Source organism: Mycobacterium sp. 23, from assembly GCF_048287075.1.
GTDB classification, from domain to species: Bacteria; Actinomycetota; Actinomycetes; order Mycobacteriales; family Mycobacteriaceae; genus Mycobacterium; species Mycobacterium gordonae_B.
Window position 1 is genome coordinate 1,630,973 of the sequence record NZ_JBLVUX010000005.1, and the last position, 16,849, is coordinate 1,647,821.

Here is a 16,849-nt window from a genome sequence, read left to right on the forward strand (position 1 = left end):
CTCCAACCTCGGCCTGCTGCTGGCCGGCTCCAGCAACGTCGGCCTGCTCAACGCCGGCCAAGCCAACGTCGGCCTGCTCAACGCCGGCACCTACAACTTCGGCCTACTCAACGCCGGCAACCACAACTACGGCATGGCCAACACCGGCGACGGCAACTGGGGCTGGGCCAACTCCGGGCAGTACAACACCGGCTGGTACAACTCCGGCCAAGCCAACAGCGGCTTCGCCAACTCCGGGGACTACAACACCGGCTGGAACAACTCCGGAAACCTCAACACCGGCTTCGGCAACGCCGGTGACTCCAACACCGGCGCCTACAACACCGGAAACCTCAACACCGGCATCGCCAACCCCGGCGACCTCAACACCGGCGCCTTCAACACCGGCAGCTACAACAACGGCTTCTTCAACACCGCCGACCACAACGGCACCGCCGGCTTCTCCGCCACCATCCCGCTGCCCCAAACCATCCTCGGCGACACCGGCATCACCGTCTCCAACTCCATCACCTTGTTCACCATCCCCGCCGGCACCGGCTTCTTCAACGCCACCACCTCCCCCTCCTCGGGCTTCTTCAACTACGGCTTCGGCGGCGCCGTCTCCGGCTTCGGCAACTCCGGCAGCGGCACCTCGGGCCTGCTCAACTTCACCAGCGACTCCGACGGATTCGCCTCCGGCCTGGGCAACGTCGGCAACGCCATCTCCGGACTGTTCAACGCCGGCGACCTCTCCACCCTCAACCCCGCCAACCTCGACATCGTCTCCGGCATCGGCATGAGCGGCCACAACCTGGCCGGCCTGTTCGGCATCACCTACACCAGCCCCGCCAACCTGGGCTGGGGCAACCTCGGCGGCGGCAACGTCGGCAACGGCAACTGGGGCAACTTCAACTTCGGCCTGGGCAACGAAGGCTCCACCAACGTCGGCAGCGGCAACCTGGGCAGCACCAACATCGGCAACGCCAACTGGGGCTCGAACAACTTCGGCAGCGCCAACACCGGCAACAACAACTGGGGCCTTGCCAACCTCGGCGACTTCAACTTCGGCCTGGCCAACACCGGCAACCACAACATCGGCCTAGCCAACACCGGCACCGGCAACATCGGCATCGGCCTGACCGGCGACAACCAAATCGGCTTCGGCGGCTTGAACTCCGGCACCGGCAACACCGGCCTATTCAACTCCGGCACCGGCAACACCGGCTTCTTCAACTCCGGCAACCACAACACCGGATCCTTCAACACCGGCAACTACAACACCGGCAACTACAACCCCGGCAACTACAACTTCGGCAACCACAACATCGGCACCTTCAACACCGGCCACCTCAACATCGGCAACTACAACACCGGCGCCCACAACATCGGCAACACCAACACCGGCGCCGACAACATCGGCAACACCAACACCGGCCTGGGCAACACCGGCAACCTCAACACCGGCGCCTTCATCGCCGGCAACCAAAACATCGGCCTGTTCTGGCGCGCGGACAACATCGGCATCAACTTCAGCCTCGACATCCCCCTGCGGACGAGCATCCAGTGGTTCTCCGGTAACCCCTATGTGCCGGACGAATTGGCTTCGGCTTTCCTGGTCGACTACACCAACACCTACACACTGCTGCAGTTCTCCGGACTCGGAAACACCACCACCCACCCCAGCAGCGGCTTCGGCAACACCGGCGGCGGCAACAGCAGCGGCTTCTTCAACACCGGCTACGGAACCAGCGGCTTCCTCAACACCGCCGTCCTGGACCCCATCACCACCGGCTTCACCAGCGGCTGGCAAAACTACGGCCAAAACCTCGCCGGCATCCTCAACACCGGCACCTACATCACCGGCCTCTACAACACCGGCATCAACAACTTCCAAACCCCCGACCTCATCACCGGCATCGCCAATGTCGGCGCCAACGTCACCGGATTCTTCCGCCAGTTGTTCTGACCCGCAGCGGTTTTCGGAGTGCTAATGTCGCGACGGTGCATGAGCTCTCGCTGTGCCAGGCGATCGCCGGGGTGGTCAAGTCCCACGCCGCGGGGCGCCACGTCGAGCGGGTGCGGGTGCGGGTCGGCGCGCTCCGGCAAGTGGTGCCCGAATCCTTGTCTTTCTGTTGGACTTTGGTGCGCGATGCCGAGGGCATGCCCGACGCCGAGCTGGAGCTTGAGCACGTCCCGGCCGAAGTGCGTTGCACCGCCTGCGGCAGTCGGTCGGAAATTGCTTCGCAATGGTCCATCTGGTGTCCACGGTGCGAAAGCTCGGACGTCCAGATACTGCACGGCAACGAGTTCCTGGTGGCATCGCTGGATGTGTCATGAAAGTGACTCAGGACGGCGGTATTTCGTCATCGGATTTTTCTTGCGAACGATGTGCATGACAGAAATAACGGGAACGACAATAAGTTTGCCCGCAGCGTCTGCGCCGAGCATTCGCACTAATTCTGAATCTTGCAGCCCGACAGCTGTTTTGGTGCCATGATAACCCCCGACCGACCTCTGTATAACGCCATTCCGGCCACGAACCGTTGACAATGCCGGACAGCGCGAGTAGGCCTGAGATTAGCGCCGCGCAAGTGGGCCGACGGTCGACTCCGGCGGCGTAGGGGCCGCAGCCCGGGCCCCGGAAAGCTGCAGTATGCCAACAGAAGCAGCAGTCAAAGCAGAACAAACGTTGATTCACGTTCTGTGGATCAACGCCGGCCTCAGTTGTGACGGCGATTCGGTGGCGTTGACTGCCGCCACCCAGCCCAGTGTCGAAGAAATCGCCTTGGGTGCCTTGCCCGGACTTCCTCAAGTCGCCGTGCACTGGCCGCTGATCGACTTCGAATGCGGACCCAGCGGAGGGGCCGACGACTTCCTCGCGTGGTTCTTCAAAGCCGACCGGGGTGAGCTGGAACCCTTCGTGCTGGTCGTCGAGGGATCCATCCCCAACGAGCAGATCAAGAGCGAAGGCTACTGGTGCGGGTTCGGCAACGACCCGGCCACCGGCCAGCCGATGACGACCAGCGAGTGGCTGGATCGGCTGGCGCCCAAGGCCACCGCGATCGTCGCCGTCGGGACCTGCGCCACCTATGGCGGAATCCACGCGATGGCGGGTAACCCGACCGGGGCGATGGGAGTCCCCGACTACCTCGGCTGGGACTGGAAGAGCAAGGCCGGCATACCGATCGTCTGCGTGCCCGGGTGCCCGATCCATCCCGACAACCTTTCCGAGACGCTGACGTACCTGCTGTACATGGCCACCGGCCAGGCGCCGATGATCCCGCTCGACGACGCACTGCGCCCGAAGTGGCTGTTCGGCCAGACCGTGCACGAAGGCTGTGACCGGGCCGGCTACTACGAGCAGGGTGACTTCGCCACCGAATACGGGTCACCGAAATGCATTGTCAAACTTGGCTGTTGGGGCCCCGTGGTGAAGTGCAACGTGCCCAAGCGAGGCTGGATCAACGGCATCGGAGGTTGCCCCAACGTCGGCGGCATCTGCATCGGCTGCACCATGCCCGGCTTCCCGGACAAGTTCATGCCGTTCATGGACGAACCGCCGGGCGGCAAGCTGTCCAGCACCGCATCGGGTCTGTACGGGACCGTGATCCGAAGCCTGCGCCATATCACCGCAAAGACGGTCGACAAAGAACCTCGCTGGCGCCACAAGGGCACCGAACTGGTCACCGGAGCCCGCCGAACCTGGTGAGCGCCGGGCCGGTCGCGGCCGGCCCCACCTTCCACACAGCCCGCAGGGCGGAGAGCAGTATTCGCTATGACAACCATCATTCCCGAACCGTCAACTTCCAAGCGGGAACCCGGTCAGCTCGTCGAGATGGCCTGGGACCCCATCACCCGGATCGTCGGCAGCCTCGGCATCTACACCAAGATCGACTTCGAGAACCGTGAAGTCGTGGAGTGCCACAGCACGTCGTCGATCTTCCGCGGCTACTCGATCTTCATGAAGGGCAAGGACCCCCGCGACGCCCACTTCATCACCAGCCGCATCTGCGGCATCTGCGGCGACAACCACGCCACCTGCTCCTGCTACGCGCAGAACATGGCCTACGGCGTCAAACCGCCGCACATCGGCGAATGGATCGTCAACCTGGGCGAGGCCGCGGAATACATGTTCGACCACAACATCTTCCAGGAGAACCTGGTGGGCGTGGACTTCTGCGAGAAGATGGTCGCCGAGACCAACCCCGGTGTGCTGGCCAAGGCGGAGAAGACCCAGGCTCCGCACGCCGACGCGCACGGGTACAAGACGATCGCCGACATCATGCGCTCGCTGAACCCGTTCAGCGGTGAGTTCTACCGCGAGGCACTGCAAGTCAGCCGCTGGACCCGGGAGATGTTCTGTCTCATGGAAGGGCGGCACGTGCATCCCTCCACGCTGTACCCCGGCGGGGTCGGCACGGTGGCCACCATCCAGCTGATGACCGACTACATGACCCGGTTGATGCGCTATGTCGAGTTCATGAAGAAGGTCGTCCCGATGCACGACGACCTGTTCGACTTCTTCTACGAGGCGCTGCCCGGTTACGAGAAGGTCGGTCTGCGCCGCACCCTGCTGGGTTGCTGGGGCTCGTTCCAGGACCCGGAGGTGTGCAACTTCGAATACAAGGACATGGAGCGCTGGGGTGATGCGATGTACGTCACCCCCGGCGTCGTCGTCGACGGCAAGCTGGTCACCCATTCCCTGGTCGATATCAACCTGGGCATCCGGATCCTTTTGGGCAGTTCATATTACGACGACTGGACTGACCAGGAGATGTTCGTCAAGACTGACCCGCTGGGCAACCCGATCGACCGGCGGCACCCGTGGAATCAGCACACCAACCCGCATCCGCAGAAGCGCGAGATGGACGGCGGCAACTACAGCTGGGTGATGTCACCGCGCTGGTTCGACGGCAAGGACCACTTGGCGCTGGACACCGGCGGCGGCCCGCTGGCCCGGTTGTGGTCGACCGCGCTGGCCGGACTGGTCGACATCGGCTACGTCAAGGCCACCGGCAACAGCGTCAAGATCAACCTGCCCAAGACGGCGCTGAAGGGCCCGGTGGAATTCGAGTGGAAGGTGCCCAGGCACGGCTCCAACACCCTCGAACGCAACCGGGCGCGCACCTACTTCCAGGCCTACGCGGCGGCGTGCGGACTCTACTTCGCCGAGAAGGCGCTGGCCGAGATCCGCGCCGGCCGAACGAAAACCTGGGAGAAGTTCGAGGTTCCCGACGAGGGCATCGGCTGCGGCTTCACCGAGGCGGTGCGCGGCGTGCTGAGCCACCACATGGTGATCCGCGACGGCAAGATTGCCAACTACCACCCCTATCCGCCCACCCCGTGGAACGCCAACCCGCGCGACAGCTACGGCACGCCGGGCCCCTACGAGGACGCGGTGCAGGGACAGCCGATCTTCGAGGAGAACGACCGGGAGAACTTCAAAGGCATCGACGTGATGCGCACGGTGCGCAGCTTCGATCCGTGCCTGCCCTGCGGCGTGCACATGTATCTGGGCAAGGGCAAGACGCTGGAGAGACTGCATACCCCCACCCAGTCACCCGCAACGGAGTGAGAGATGGTGGATCGCCCGGAATCCCCTGCGGACGAGACACAGTGGCGCGCTGCGGGTGATCGGATCCAGACGCTCCTGGATTCCTGCGCGACGAGCGGGCCCGCCGCCCATGACCGCGCGCAGCAGCTGGTCCGGGAGGTGGTCGGCCTGTACGGGGCCGGACTGCAACGGATCATGGCCCAGGCAGGTCCGCAGTTGGCCGAGCGGCTGGCCACCGACGACCTGGTGGCCAGCCTGCTCCTGGTCCACGGCCTGCATCCGCACGACGCGCGGCGCCGGGTGGGTGACGCGCTGGACCGGGTACGGCCCTACCTGGGCTCGCACGGCGGCGACGTCGAGCTGCTCGAGGTCGCCGGCGGGACGGTGCGGCTGCGCTTTCAGGGCAGCTGCAAGAGCTGTCCCTCCTCGGCGGTCACGTTGGAGCTGGCGGTGGAGGACGCGATAAGGGCCGCCGCGCCGGAGATCGTTGACATCGAGGTGGTTCCCGCTGAGCGCACCGATGTCATTCCGGCACAATCACTTCTGGCGCACCTGCGCCCTGACGGTGGCACGGAGTGGCATCCGGTGCCGGAGTTGGCCGACCTGGCACCCGGCGAGGTCGCCGGCTTCCTAGTCGCTGACGCCACGGTGCTGGCGTGCCGAGTGGACGAACAGCTCCTGACCTACCGGGACCGCTGCCCGGTGTGTGACGACACGCTGGCGGGTGCGCAGCTGCACCGAAAACTACTCCAATGCCCGCGCTGTGGAACGGAATTCGACGTCACCCAGGCCGGGGCAGGCCCCGGCTGCCACCTCGAGCCGTTGCCGCTGCTGACCCGGGACGGGGCGCTGTCGGTGGCGCTGCCGCGCGAAATGCTGGAGGCTTCGGCATGACCAGCCCCTACGACGTGTTGTCCCGCATCAGCAGCCCGCGACGTCAAGAGCAGGCCGGGGAGCGATGCGAGATGTGTGCGGAGTCGATAGCCGACGAGCACCAGCACGTGGTCAACGTGGCGGGCCGGCAATTGATGTGCGTCTGCCGCGGCTGCTACCTGCTGTTCACCGACCCGCACGCCGAACTGCGCTACCGCGCGGTCCCCGACCGGTATCTGGCGTTCCCCGATTTCGCGCTCGACCGGCGCGCCTGGGAGGCGATGCAGATTCCCGTCGGGGTGGCGTTCTTCTTCACCAACTCGGCGCTGGGCCGCACCGTCGCGTTCTATCCCGGGCCGGCCGGGGCATGCGAGTCCGAGCTGGACCTGGACATGTGGAACGCCGTTCGGGCCGCCGATCGCCGCGTTGACCTGCTGGCCGACGACGTCGAGGCACTCCTGGTGCGGGTACCCGAAACCGGAGTGCCGCAGACGTTCCTGGTGCCGATCGACGCCTGCTATGAGTTCGTCGGCCGGCTGCGCATGCTGTGGCGCGGATTCGACGGGGGGCAGGAGGCGCGGGACTTCATCGACGGTTTCTTCGCGCGGATCGCGGCGCGCGCTCGTCAGACACCGCCATGACCGAACACCTGGACGTGTCCTTCGCGGTGCTGGACGTGGCACCCGAACCGTATGCCGTCACACCGATGCTGACCGCGCGCGTCCGCGTCGTGGCCAGCCCGCGCGATCCCGTGCACGCGATCGCGCTGCGTTGCCAGGTGCGCATCGAACCCCTGCGCCGGCCCTACAACGACGAGGAGGCGGCCGGCCTCACCGACCTGTTCGGCACCCGGGACCGCTGGGCGACCACCCAGCGCACCTTCCTGTGGCAACACTGTGGCGCCATGGTGCCCGGATTCTCCGGCACCACCACGGTGGCGTTGCCACTGGAGTGCACGTACGACTTCGAGGTCGCGGCCGCGAAATACCTGCACGCGCTCGACCACGGCACCCTGCCCCTGCAATTCCTGTTCAGCGGAACCATTTTCGTGACATCACCGCGCGGGTTCTCGGTGCAACAGGTCTCGTGGGACTGCGAGGACCGCTACGACATGCCGGTCAGCGTCTGGCGCGACCTCATCGCCCTGCATTACCCCAGCACCGGATGGGTCCGCCTGAGACATGAGACCGTGTCGGCGCTGGCCGGATACAAGTCGGTGCGCGGGCTGCTGGACCTCGACCATGCGGTGGCGGCACTGCTGGCAGACGCCGAGCAGCGGGAGGTGACACCATGAGCCGGGACCGGGCCCGCGCCGTCGCCGACGCCGTGCTGTACGAGGGCTACCTGCTGTACCCCTATCGCGGGACATCCAGCAAGAATCAATCCCGTTGGCAATTCGGCGTACTCGGCCCGCCGGGCGCGGCCGCGGACGGACACGGCGAGGACGACGCCCTGGCAGCCCAGTTCCTGGTCCGCTCCGCCGGCGCGATCACCCTGGTGGTGCGTTTCCTGCAACTGCAGCGCCGCCACGCGCAACGCGCGGTCGCCGACGGCTTCGAGGCGGTCGACGAACTGACCACCCCGGCCGGGTCATGGCTGACCTGGGACGAAGCGGTGGAGTGCGAAACGTGTTTCGGCCCGCTGCCCCTCAACGACGCGCCCTGGACACTGCCCGTAACAGCCACGCCCGCAACCGATATCGAAGCGGTCGACGGTGGCCGCCTGGTTCGCCAGCGGCACGAGGTGCGGGGCCGGCTCACCGTCTCCGCCGAGCCCGACGGCGACCTGCTCCGGATCTCCGTGCACCTGGCCAATACCGGGGCGCCCGCCACCGACAAGAAAGATGCCCTGGCGCGCTCGATGATCGGCACCCATGTGATCGCCGAAGCCGTTGACGGCGAGTTCGTTTCACTGCTGGAGCCCCCGGCCGGCGCGGCCGGCGCGGCCTCGCGGTGCACCCAGCATCGGTGTTTCCCGGTGCTGGCCGGGCCACCGGGCGCACACGACATGTTGCTGATCTCGCCGATCATCCTCTACGACCACCCCGAAGTGGCCGAACAGAGCGGCACCGCACTCTTCGACTGCACCGAGATCGACGAGATCCTCACGCTGCGCGTGATGACGATGACCGACGAAGAGAAAGCCCAGGCCCGCGCCACCGATGCGCGGGCGGCACAGATCATCGACCGGTGTGACGCGATGTCGGCCGAGGACATGGGCCGCCTGCACGGTGTGCTGCGCGACCCGCACCGCGCGGCCGGGCTCGTCCCCGAGATACCCGACGGGGTCGACTGGTGGGATCCAGTGGCCGACAACGCGGTTCGCCCCGAGGTCGACGCCGTCCTGGTGCACGGGGTTCGGGTCGCCCGGGGCAGCCGGGTCGTGCTTCGGCCGCGGCGCAACGCCGACGCGCAGGACATCTTCGTGGCCGGCAAGACCGCGCGCGTCACGTCGGTGCACGAGGACGTCGAGGGCAACAAACATGTGGCCGTGGTGGTGGAGGACGACCCGGCTGCCGAACTGCACGACTGGTATGGCCGCTACCTGTACTTCTCCCCCGACGAAATCGAACCGCTCACCGAAAGGAACCCGTCATGGACGTCTTAGGCTGGATTTTCCTCGCTCTGATCGCGTTGGTCGTCGCGGCCGCGGTGGGCCTGGGTGTGGCCTCGCTGCCGGATGCCAAGCGGTACCTGCGATTGCGGCGCATGTAGGGGCGGGACGGCCCGTGACAGCGCGAATCCTGGTAGCCGGCGTCGGCAACATCTTCCTCGGTGACGACGGCTTCGGCTCCGAGGTGGCACATCAGCTTGTCGTACAGGCGGGCACCGAGATCGGGCACGATGACGTGCGCGTCGTCGACTACGGCATCGGAGGCATGCATCTGGCCTACGACCTGCTCGACGCGTGGGACGCGCTCGTCCTGGTCGACGCGATACCCGGCCGCGGCACGCCGGGCATGTTGCACGTCTTCCAGGCCGACCACGACGGCGAATGCGGTGCAACGGGTTTGGACGCGCACAGCATGGACCCGCAGACCGTGTTCGCCAGCCTGCGGGCGTTGGGCGGCAACCCGCCCTACACCGTGATCGTCGGCTGCGAGGCCGGCAGCGTCGAGGAGCACCTGGGCCTGAGCGAACCGGTAGCCGCCGCGGTGCCCCGTGCGGTCCGCGCGGTGCACAGAATCGTTGCCGCGCTGCAGAATTCGGCGCCGGCGGAGCAGGAGTGCTGATGTGTCTCGGGATTCCCGGCCAGGTGATCGGGATGCTGGAGGGCTACGAGGGACAGCTGGCCCTCGTCGACGTCACCGGCCGCCAGCGCAAGGTCAACGTCGGGATGCTGCCGGAGGAGACCTTCGAGCCCGGCGACTGGGTGATCATCCACATGGGCTTCGCCGTGGAGAAGACCGACCGCGCCGGCGCCGAGCAGGCGCTGGCCGGCCTGCAGATGATGGGCTCGGGACCCGTTCCGGAGGGCAGCTGAGGTGACCACCGCCCCCCTGACCCGGCCCGAGGACGTACGGCGACGCATCACGGTGACCGGCGTGGTTCAGGGGGTCGGCTTCCGCCCGTTCGTACACCGCCTCGCGACCGAGCTGGGGTTGACAGGCTTCGTCGGAAACGATTCGGGCGCGGTGTTTCTCGAAGTGCAGGGTGAGTCCCCTCGGGTGGACGAGTTCGCCCGCCGGTTGCGTGATCAAGCGCCTCCGCTGTCCCGGGTCGGTTCCGTGTCGGTGACCGACATCGGAGTCCGCGACGGCCCCGCACCCGCGTTCCGCATTGTGGACAGCCAGGCCGTGCGCGGCCCGGCGACACCGATCCCACCCGATGTCGCGGTGTGCGACGACTGTCTGGCCGAGATGTTCGATCCGCGCGACCGCCGCCACCGGCACCCGTTCATCAGCTGCACCAACTGCGGCCCGCGCTTCACGATCATCCGGTCACTGCCCTATGACCGCCCCGTCACCACCATGTCGGGCTTCGCCATGTGCCGACGGTGCGCCGCCGAGTACCACGACCCCACCGACCGGCGGTTCCACGCCCAGCCCATCGCCTGCCCGGACTGTGGACCTTCGTTGTGGTTCGACTCGCCCGACGGGCGCACCCGGGGACCCGGCGCCGCGGCGGCAACCCGGCTGGCGTTGGCTGACGGAGCCCTGGTCGCCGTCAAGGGTATCGGCGGCTACCACCTGGCCTGTGTGGTCGATGACGAATCGGCGGTCCGCGGGCTACGGGCCCGAAAGTCACGCGGCAGCAAACCTTTTGCCGTTCTGGTGCGCGACGTGGCGGTGGCGCGGCGGTATGCGTTCGTCGACGATACCGAGGCCGCGGTGTTGACCGGTCCGGCGCGGCCGATCGTGTTGCTGCGCCGCCGGCCGGACGCTCCGGTGGCCGAGGCCGTCGCGCCCGGCAATCCGTTGATCGGCCTGATGCTGCCCTACTCCCCCGTTCATCATCTGCTGCTCGACGGGCCGCTGGATGCCCTGGTCATGACCAGCGCCAACCGGTCCGAGGAGCCCATCTGCTTCACCGAAGAGGATGCCGCGCGACGCCTTCCGCGGTTGTGCGACGCCGTCCTCGACCACGACCGGCCCATTCACGTGCCCTGTGACGACTCGGTGGTGCGCGTGCGCAAGGGGGGTGAACTACCCATCCGGCGTTCGCGTGGCTATGCGCCGCTGCCCGTCGCTCTCGGCATCGACGGCCCCCCGGTGCTGGCCGTGGGCGGCGAATTGAAGAACACCTGTTGCCTCACCGACGGTTCGCGCGCCTACCTGTCCGGGCACATCGGCGACATGGCCCGCTACGAGACCCTGCGAGCCTTCGAGCAGGCGGTGGGCCAACTCAGCGAGATGCGCGGCCGCCCGGCACGACTGGCCGCCGATCTGCACCCCGGCTACCACACCCGCGCCTGGGCCGAACGCCACCGGGAGGGCCGGCCACTGGACCTCGTCCAGCACCACCACGCACACGTCGTCTCGCTGCTCGCCGAGCACGGGCGACTCGGCGAGCCGATCGTCGGCGTGGCCTTCGACGGCACCGGCTACGGATGCGACGGAACGGTCTGGGGCGGGGAGATTCTCACCCTGGGCCGCGACAGTCACCGGTTCCGGCGGTCCGGGCGGCTGCGCCCGGTGCCGCTGCCCGGCGGCGACGCGGCGGTGCGCAATCCCTGGCGGATGGCCCTGTCCCAGCTGCGGCAGGCCGGGATCGGCTGGGATGGCGACCTGGCGCCCGTCATCGCCGCCACGACCGGTGAATTGCGGCTGCTGCGATCTCTTCTGGACACCGGCACGGCTTGCGTGCCGTGCTCGAGCATGGGCCGGTTGTTCGATGCGGTCGCCTCCCTGTTGGGCGTGCGGCAGCGGATCGACTACGAGGGACAGGCCGCCGTCGAACTGGAGGCTCTGGCGCAGACGGCGGCGGCCCCCGCGCCGCTGGAATGCGCTATCGGCGCGGACGCGATGATCGACCCGGCTCCGATGGTGCGGGCGATGGTGGCGGCGCTGCGCGATGGGGTGCCACCGGCAGCGCTGGCCGCGGGCTTTCACCGGGCAGTGGCCGATGCGGTGGCCGAGTTGGTGTGCCGGGTGGCGGGGCCGACCCGGTTGGTCGGCCTCACCGGGGGCGTGTTTCAGAACGTGCTGCTACTTGAAAAGTGTCTGAACCGCCTGCACGACAGGGATTTCGAGGTACTGACCCACCGTCTCGTCCCGCCGAACGACGGCGGGCTGGCGCTGGGCCAGGCCGCGGTCTCGATGCTGATCGCGCGAGCGGAGGAACACCGATGAGCACCGTCATGGATCGCGAACTCGGCGCCGATCTGGCCGCCGACCTGGCGGGAGCCGCTTTCACCGTCGCCAGGCGGTTCGCGGCGGGCGCCACCATGTGGTCGGTCGCGCCGTCGTGGGAACCGCATGCCGGGCACATCGCGGTCGAATTCGTCCATCCGGTGATCGTGGGCAAGCGGGCGCTGCCGGCGGTCGCGCTGACCGGGCCGGACCTGGTGGACCTGGTGCGAATCTCGGTACGCCCCGGCGACCTGGTGATCGCGGTCGCCCGCGCCGACGATCCCGACGTGCGATCGGTGATGCTTCGCAGCCCGGCCTGGGGTGCCACCACGATCTGGATCGGCAGCGGCGCCCGGCCCGAGCCCGGCGCCGCCGATCATGTGCTGTGGTCGGACGATCCCGATCCCCGGGTGCCCGCGATGGGCGGCTTCGTGTTGTTCTACCACCTGCTCTGGGAACTGACGCACGTGTGTTTCGAACACCCCGGCCTGTTGAAAACAGAAGCCGCCGAGGACGTTTGCGTCACCTGCAGCGACGAGGGACGACTCGGCGAGGTGCTGGCCGCGACGGACCGCGACCATGCCGCCGTGCGTACGGCACGGGGCACCGAGACGGTGCTGACCACCCTGGTCGGACCGGTCGCCACCGGCGACCTGGTGCTGGTGCATGCGGGAACGGCGATTTCGCGCACCGGACAGGAGGTCTGATCATGCAGCACGAACCCACCGACTTCCTGTACCCGTTCATCGACGCGCAGGAGGACAACCCCGAATCGCTGTTGGCGGACCTGGCCGCGTCCGCCCGGGCCAAAGCCGCCGAGAGCCTTGCGGTACGGCGCGCCACGCTGGCCGCCAATGCCGACCTGCTGGCCCGGGCCGCAACCGAACTGGCCCGCCGTTTCGGCGCGGGCGCACGGATGTTCACCTTCGGCAACGGCGGCAGCAGCACCGACTGCACCACGCTGGCGGGCTTGTTCGCCCGGCCACCCACCGGAAAACCCCTGCCCGCCTGGTCTTTGACCACCGACCAGGCCATCGTCACCGCGCTGGGCAACGACGTCGGGTTCGAGTTGGTGTTCGCCCGGCAGCTGATCGCTCGGGCGCAGCCCGGCGACATCGCGGTTGCCATGTCCACCAGCGGCAACTCACCGAACCTGCTCACCGCGCTCGCCGAGGCCCGCCGACGCGATCTGTACACCGTCGGATTCGCCGGCTACGACGGCGGCGCGTTCGCCGGCAACCCGGATGTGGACGCCTGCTTCACCGTTGCGTCCCAGAGCGTGCACCGGATCCAGGAAGCCCAGGCCCTGCTCGGTTACCGGCTCTGGCTGGCAGTTCAGGACAAGTGTGATCAGACGGTGGGGGTAGCATGAAAGACAGGGCAGACGAATACCTTTCATCGGGACCGCGGTTCGCCGAGGGCCAGGTGATCGAACGCATCGAAACGTTCCGCAGGCGACGTCCCCGCTTGCTCGACGAGCACATCACGCTGGCACACGGGGCCGGCGGCAAAGCCTCGGCGGCACTGGTGGACGCCGTCTTCCTGGATGCCTTTCGCAACCCGCTGCTCGAGTCGCTGGGTGATGGCGCGGTGCTCACCCTGCCCGGCGGTCAGCGGGTCGCGATGTCCACCGACTCATTCGTCGTGCAGCCCAGACGGTTTGCGGGCGGCTCGATCGGAGCCCTTGCCGTGCACGGCACCTGCAACGACCTCGCGATGGCCGGCGCCGTGCCGTCCTGGATCTCGGCGGCGTTCGTACTCGAAGAGGGTTTCCCGATCGCGGAGCTGCGAGAGATCGTGGCGGACATGGCGTCCGCGGCCGCCGACGCCGGTGTGCAGATCGTCACCGGTGACACCAAGGTGGTGCCCAACGGTGCGGCCGACGGCGTGTTCATCACCACCACCGGCGCCGGCGTCATACCCGCGGAGCGCACCCTGACGGCCACCGCGGTACGGGCCGGCGACAGAGTGCTGCTGTCGGGCCCGATGGGCGATCACGGCATGGCCGTTCTGCTGGCCCGGGGCGACCTGGCCATCGAGGCCGACATCGCCTCGGACACAGCGTCACTGAGCCCACTCGTCGAACTGCTGATGGCCGCCGCGCCGAACACCCGGTGGTTGCGCGACGCGACGCGGGGTGGAGTGGGCACCGTCTGCAACGAACTCGCGCAGTCCTGCGGGCTCGGGGTGTTGCTGGACGAGCAACGCCTGCCGGTGCGGCCGACGGTCAACGGGGCGTGTGAACTCCTGGGCATCGACCCGCTGTATGTCGCCAACGAAGGAAAGTTCATCGCCGTCGTCGCGGCCGGGGAAGCCGATGCGGGTCTGGCAGCCCTGCGCTCGCACCCCTTGGGAGTCGATGCCGCCGACGTCGGGGAGATCGTGACCGAACCGCGCGAAAGCGTGCTGCTACGAACCGGATTCGGCGGCACCCGGATCGTCGACATGCTGGTCGGTGACCCGCTGCCCCGAATCTGCTGAAACCAGAAAGGAGACTGCCGATGTGCCTGGGTATTCCGGGCCGGATCGTCGCAATCACCGATCCGGCAAACCAGTTGGCCAAGGTCGACGTCAGCGGCGTGCAACGCACCATCAGCGTGCGCCTGTTGGAAGGTGACCCGCCGCAGCCCGACGACTGGGTGCTGGTGCACGTCGGCTTCGCGATGGCCAAGATCGACGAGACCGAGGCGCTGCTGACGCTGGCGGCCATCAAGAAGCTCGGCGAGGCCTATACCACCGAGCTGGAAGCCTTCGACTCTTCCGCGATCGTCTAGGGGGCGCAATGAAATTCGTCGACGAATTCCGGGATCCCGCGGCGGCCCGCACGCTGCTGACGGCGATCGAACATCTCGCCGGAACCGGTCCCGGGCACTTCAAGTTCATGGAAGTGTGCGGCGGGCACACCCATACCATCTACCGGCACGGCATCGAACACCTGTTGCCCGACAACGTCGAACTGGTGCACGGGCCGGGCTGCCCGGTCTGTGTGATTCCGATGGGCCGCATCGACGACGCGATGTGGCTGGCCGGCCAACCCGGCGTGATCTTCACCTGCTTCGGCGACATGATGCGGGTACCCGGTTCGGCGGGCAGCCTGCTCGACGCGAAAGCACGAGGCGCCGACGTACGGTTCGTCTACTCCCCCTTGGACGCGCTGAAGATCGCGCTCGACAATCCCGACCGCCAGGTGGTGTTCTTCGCGATCGGCTTCGAAACCACCGCTCCGTCCACCGCGGTGACGCTGGTGCGCGCACGGGAGCTGCGGTTGTCCAACTTCAGCGTGTTCTGCAACCACGTCACGATCGTGCCGCCGATCAAGGCGATCCTGGAATCGCCGGACCTGCGCCTGTCCGGGTTCATCGGCCCAGGCCACGTGTCCACGGTGGTCGGCAACCGGCCCTACCGGTTCGTCCCGGACGTCTACCGAAAGCCGTTGGTGGTGGCGGGTTTCGAACCACTGGACATCCTGGCATCGGTCGCGATGCTGCTTCGGCAGATCCGCGAGGGCCGTTGCGAGGTGGAGAACCAGTACAAGCGGGTGGTGCCGGAGCACGGCAACCCCGCCGCGCTGAAGCTGATGGGCACCGTGTTCGCGTTGCGTCCGCACTTCGAATGGCGCGGGCTCGGTTTCATCTCGCAGAGCGCGCTGCGCCTGCACGACGACTTCGCGGAATTCGATGCCGAACAACGATTCTCGATGCCCGGGGTGCGGGTCGCGGACCCGAAGGCGTGCCAGTGCGGCGAAGTGCTCAAGGGCGTGCTCAAGCCCTGGGAGTGCAAGGTTTTCGGTACCGCATGCACTCCGGAGACACCGATCGGCACCTGCATGGTGTCCCCCGAGGGGGCGTGTGCGGCCTACTACAACTTCGGTCGCATGCACCGTGACGCCGCCAAGCTGGTGGGGTCGGCCACGAAGTGACGGATGCCGCCGGCGCCGAGATGTTCGCCCGATACGCCTACGCGCCCAACGCACTCGGCTACTGCGGTCCCCCGCTGGGTGGCACCCTGCGCGACGGCGCGGTCGAGGATGTGCTCCATGCGGCGCGCGGGTTCTCCGGCGCCTGGCCCTATCTGCGGGTGTTGTCGCGGCTGACCGGTATCACCGATCCGCTGGACTATCGGTTGGTCGAATCGTATTGGCTCGGCGGCGGTGTCGGTGCCGCGCTGCCCGGTACCCGGTTCTTCGAGGCGTTGCTGGCCATCATCGGCCCCCAGGCCGGCCGGTACTGGTCGCATCTGACCCCCGACCTGGCGAACGAGGCGGCCGGCAATCACTGCTTCCACGTCTTCGGTGTATATCCCTGGACGCGCTTCCTGGGGCGCGGAATGGATCAGCATCCGCTGCACGTGCTGGACAGTTGCCGGATCACCTGGGGCACCGTCCTGTCGCGTTCCGGTGACGCGATCGAGGTGCTGTGCCGGCAGCTGGTGTGGGACGGCCGAACACTCGCATTGGCCGAGCCTGCCCCCGGATCCTCGACGTGTGGGCCGACGGGTACTGCGCGGTGCCGGACGTGGCGGCCGGCGACGATGTCGCCGTGCACTGGGGCCGGTTGTGCGGGAGGTTGCAGCCCGACCAGGTGCGCGCGCTGGCCGACAGCACAGACCGGCAGCTGCGGGTGACCAACCATCGTCTCGGTAGCTGATTCCAT

The 16,849-nt window shown here is 67.4% G+C and carries 17 protein-coding genes and 1 pseudogene; all 18 read left to right on the top strand.

Going from position 1 to position 16,849, the window contains the following annotated elements; translation table 11 throughout:
* The first annotated feature begins 16 nt into the window (after positions 1 to 16).
* The 18 genes and pseudogenes from ACNQS7_RS08530 to ACNQS7_RS08615 all read left to right on the top strand — a co-directional run bounded on the left by ACNQS7_RS08530 (position 17) and on the right by ACNQS7_RS08615 (position 16,843).
* The gene (locus ACNQS7_RS08530; protein ID WP_418015932.1) at positions 17 to 1,945 is read left to right on the top strand and encodes a hypothetical protein; all 1,929 of its coding nucleotides are present in this window, start codon (positions 17 to 19) and stop codon (positions 1,943 to 1,945) included.
* A gap of 35 nt (positions 1,946 to 1,980) precedes the next feature.
* On the top strand, positions 1,981 to 2,316 hold the full coding sequence (locus ACNQS7_RS08535) for a hydrogenase maturation nickel metallochaperone HypA (protein ID WP_418012214.1): 336 nt from the start codon (positions 1,981 to 1,983) through the stop codon (positions 2,314 to 2,316).
* A 316-nt stretch (positions 2,317 to 2,632) separates the two neighbouring features.
* A complete protein-coding gene (locus tag ACNQS7_RS08540) occupies positions 2,633 to 3,688 on the top strand; it encodes a hydrogenase expression protein HypE (RefSeq protein ID WP_418012215.1) in 1,056 nt (351 codons plus the stop codon).
* A gap of 66 nt (positions 3,689 to 3,754) precedes the next feature.
* A complete protein-coding gene (locus ACNQS7_RS08545; protein WP_418012216.1) occupies positions 3,755 to 5,554 on the top strand; it encodes a nickel-dependent hydrogenase large subunit in 1,800 nt (599 codons plus the stop codon).
* Between the two features lie 3 nt (positions 5,555 to 5,557).
* Complete coding sequence (locus tag ACNQS7_RS08550) at positions 5,558 to 6,427, top strand: NifU family protein (protein ID WP_418012217.1); 870 nt, start codon at positions 5,558 to 5,560, stop codon at positions 6,425 to 6,427.
* Positions 6,424 to 7,047 carry a DUF5947 family protein gene (locus ACNQS7_RS08555; RefSeq protein WP_418012218.1) on the top strand — a complete coding sequence of 208 codons (624 nt, stop codon included), beginning with the start codon at positions 6,424 to 6,426 and terminating at the stop codon, positions 7,045 to 7,047. Before ACNQS7_RS08550 ends, ACNQS7_RS08555 begins: the two co-directional genes overlap by 4 nt.
* A complete protein-coding gene (locus tag ACNQS7_RS08560) occupies positions 7,044 to 7,700 on the top strand; it encodes a DUF6084 family protein (protein WP_418012219.1) in 657 nt (218 codons plus the stop codon). Before ACNQS7_RS08555 ends, ACNQS7_RS08560 begins: the two co-directional genes overlap by 4 nt.
* Positions 7,697 to 9,013: a hypothetical protein gene (locus ACNQS7_RS08565; RefSeq protein ID WP_418012220.1), complete on the top strand. Its 1,317-nt coding sequence runs from the start codon at positions 7,697 to 7,699 to the stop codon at positions 9,011 to 9,013. The genes ACNQS7_RS08560 and ACNQS7_RS08565 overlap by 4 nt, the downstream gene beginning before the upstream one ends.
* Positions 9,001 to 9,120 (top strand): DUF6893 family small protein, encoded by a 120-nt coding sequence (locus ACNQS7_RS08570; RefSeq protein ID WP_371934961.1) that lies wholly within the window; start codon positions 9,001 to 9,003, stop codon positions 9,118 to 9,120. Before ACNQS7_RS08565 ends, ACNQS7_RS08570 begins: the two co-directional genes overlap by 13 nt.
* A gap of 14 nt (positions 9,121 to 9,134) precedes the next feature.
* Positions 9,135 to 9,638 (top strand): hydrogenase maturation protease, encoded by a 504-nt coding sequence (locus tag ACNQS7_RS08575; RefSeq protein ID WP_418012221.1) that lies wholly within the window; start codon positions 9,135 to 9,137, stop codon positions 9,636 to 9,638.
* On the top strand, positions 9,638 to 9,889 hold the full coding sequence (locus ACNQS7_RS08580) for a HypC/HybG/HupF family hydrogenase formation chaperone (protein WP_418012222.1): 252 nt from the start codon (positions 9,638 to 9,640) through the stop codon (positions 9,887 to 9,889). Before ACNQS7_RS08575 ends, ACNQS7_RS08580 begins: the two co-directional genes overlap by 1 nt.
* 1 nt (position 9,890) lies before the next feature.
* The gene (gene hypF, locus ACNQS7_RS08585) at positions 9,891 to 12,197 is read left to right on the top strand and encodes a carbamoyltransferase HypF (RefSeq protein WP_418012223.1); all 2,307 of its coding nucleotides are present in this window, start codon (positions 9,891 to 9,893) and stop codon (positions 12,195 to 12,197) included.
* Positions 12,194 to 12,904 (top strand): HypC/HybG/HupF family hydrogenase formation chaperone, encoded by a 711-nt coding sequence (locus ACNQS7_RS08590; RefSeq protein ID WP_418012224.1) that lies wholly within the window; start codon positions 12,194 to 12,196, stop codon positions 12,902 to 12,904. The genes hypF and ACNQS7_RS08590 overlap by 4 nt, the downstream gene beginning before the upstream one ends.
* 2 nt (positions 12,905 to 12,906) lie before the next feature.
* Complete coding sequence (locus tag ACNQS7_RS08595; protein WP_418012225.1) at positions 12,907 to 13,569, top strand: D-sedoheptulose-7-phosphate isomerase; 663 nt, start codon at positions 12,907 to 12,909, stop codon at positions 13,567 to 13,569.
* On the top strand, positions 13,566 to 14,678 hold the full coding sequence (hypE, locus tag ACNQS7_RS08600) for a hydrogenase expression/formation protein HypE (protein ID WP_418012226.1): 1,113 nt from the start codon (positions 13,566 to 13,568) through the stop codon (positions 14,676 to 14,678). The genes ACNQS7_RS08595 and hypE overlap by 4 nt, the downstream gene beginning before the upstream one ends.
* Positions 14,679 to 14,698: 20 nt before the next feature.
* Entirely contained in the window at positions 14,699 to 14,971 is a 273-nt protein-coding gene (locus ACNQS7_RS08605; RefSeq protein ID WP_418012227.1) for a HypC/HybG/HupF family hydrogenase formation chaperone, read from the top strand.
* Positions 14,972 to 14,979: 8 nt separating this feature from the next.
* Positions 14,980 to 16,116, top strand: coding sequence for a hydrogenase formation protein HypD (hypD, locus tag ACNQS7_RS08610; protein WP_418012228.1), 1,137 nt, complete (start codon positions 14,980 to 14,982; stop codon positions 16,114 to 16,116).
* Positions 16,117 to 16,136: 20 nt separating this feature from the next.
* Positions 16,137 to 16,843: pseudogene (locus ACNQS7_RS08615) on the top strand (DUF6390 family protein).
* Positions 16,844 to 16,849 lie beyond the last annotated feature (6 nt).

Bases quoted from the DNA above. Each gene is read 5' to 3' on its own strand.
- ACNQS7_RS08560 (WP_418012219.1), top strand. From the start codon at position 7,044: ATGACCGAACACCTGGACGTGTCCTTCGCGGTGCTGGACGTGGCACCC.
- ACNQS7_RS08550 (WP_418012217.1), top strand. From the start codon at position 5,558: ATGGTGGATCGCCCGGAATCCCCTGCGGACGAGACACAGTGGCGCGCT.
- ACNQS7_RS08595 (WP_418012225.1), top strand. From the start codon at position 12,907: ATGCAGCACGAACCCACCGACTTCCTGTACCCGTTCATCGACGCGCAG.
- hypD (WP_418012228.1), top strand. From the start codon at position 14,980: ATGAAATTCGTCGACGAATTCCGGGATCCCGCGGCGGCCCGCACGCTG.
- ACNQS7_RS08555 (WP_418012218.1), top strand. From the start codon at position 6,424: ATGACCAGCCCCTACGACGTGTTGTCCCGCATCAGCAGCCCGCGACGT.
- ACNQS7_RS08565 (WP_418012220.1), top strand. From the start codon at position 7,697: ATGAGCCGGGACCGGGCCCGCGCCGTCGCCGACGCCGTGCTGTACGAG.
- ACNQS7_RS08590 (WP_418012224.1), top strand. From the start codon at position 12,194: ATGAGCACCGTCATGGATCGCGAACTCGGCGCCGATCTGGCCGCCGAC.
- ACNQS7_RS08540 (WP_418012215.1), top strand. From the start codon at position 2,633: ATGCCAACAGAAGCAGCAGTCAAAGCAGAACAAACGTTGATTCACGTT.
- ACNQS7_RS08605 (WP_418012227.1), top strand. From the start codon at position 14,699: ATGTGCCTGGGTATTCCGGGCCGGATCGTCGCAATCACCGATCCGGCA.
- ACNQS7_RS08545 (WP_418012216.1), top strand. From the start codon at position 3,755: ATGACAACCATCATTCCCGAACCGTCAACTTCCAAGCGGGAACCCGGT.
- ACNQS7_RS08580 (WP_418012222.1), top strand. From the start codon at position 9,638: ATGTGTCTCGGGATTCCCGGCCAGGTGATCGGGATGCTGGAGGGCTAC.
- ACNQS7_RS08570 (WP_371934961.1), top strand. From the start codon at position 9,001: ATGGACGTCTTAGGCTGGATTTTCCTCGCTCTGATCGCGTTGGTCGTC.
- hypE (WP_418012226.1), top strand. From the start codon at position 13,566: ATGAAAGACAGGGCAGACGAATACCTTTCATCGGGACCGCGGTTCGCC.